Here is a 966-nt window from a genome sequence, read left to right on the forward strand (position 1 = left end):
GGCGCCTATCCGGGCGAGGCCATCAGCAAGGAAGATCTGTTCTATTACGTTTACGGTATCCTGCATTCACCGGATTACCGTGAACGTTACGCCGATAACCTGAGCAAGGAGCTTCCACGCATTCCGGCAGTAAAGAAATCAGCCGACTTTTGGGCCTTTAGCAAAGCAGGCCGCGCACTGGCCAATCTTCATCTGAACTACGAAGCCGTCGAGCCGTACCCGCTGACCATCGAAGCCAAGGGCGCTTTGACAGATGCCGATTACCGCGTGGAGAAGATGAAGTTCGCCAAGAAGGGCGATAAGACCACAGTCATCTACAACCACCGCGTCACCCTCAAGGGTATCCCCGAGGCGGCCTGGGATTACGTGGTAAACGGCAAGGCCGCACTGGACTGGGTGATGGAGCGCCAAGCTGTGCGTATTGACAAGGCCAGTGGCATCGTCAACGACGCCAACGACTGGGCCATCGAAACCATGAACAACCCCAAGTACTCGCTGGAGCTGTTTCAGAGCGTGGTCACGGTGAGCATGGAAACCATGAAAATTGTGAAATCCCTCCCCCCCGTCGACATCTGATTCGCATGTGTCACCGACCATTAGATATGGCTGGTGACATTTCTTCAGGTTGAAAACATTCTCCCTGTTCTGTAGAACTGTCATTGCTGGGTGTTACCGCCCAGGTGCTCTTTAAACATGGTTATGAATCGGGCTTGCAGTTGGTGGTCGGGAAACTGACCAGCTTTGGTGTTCTCCAGAGCTACCTTCGCCCCACAACTGTCGTCACCCCGATGTGCTCAGCGCTGAGGGTCACGTGGCAATCGTCACGTGGTTATCAGCGTTGCACCATCGGTTAAGCGACAGGAATGCGGCGGACGGCTTATCAAGGAATTGATAAGCAGAACTGTGGTTTGTAGCGGCATCTTCAAAGTTCCATTCGGCCCGGAATGCTTGGCGGCGGGGCAATTA

General features: G+C 54.2%; 1 protein-coding gene. It reads left to right on the forward strand.

From position 1 onward, the window contains the following. A partial coding sequence (locus tag AC1DRJ_RS29670; RefSeq protein ID WP_477805262.1) for a type ISP restriction/modification enzyme occupies window positions 1–576 on the forward strand: 576 nt, incomplete at its 5' end. Between the last annotated feature and the right edge of the window lie 390 nt (window positions 577–966).

The sequence above is a fragment of the Pseudomonas sp. P5_B2 genome, assembly GCF_056400445.1.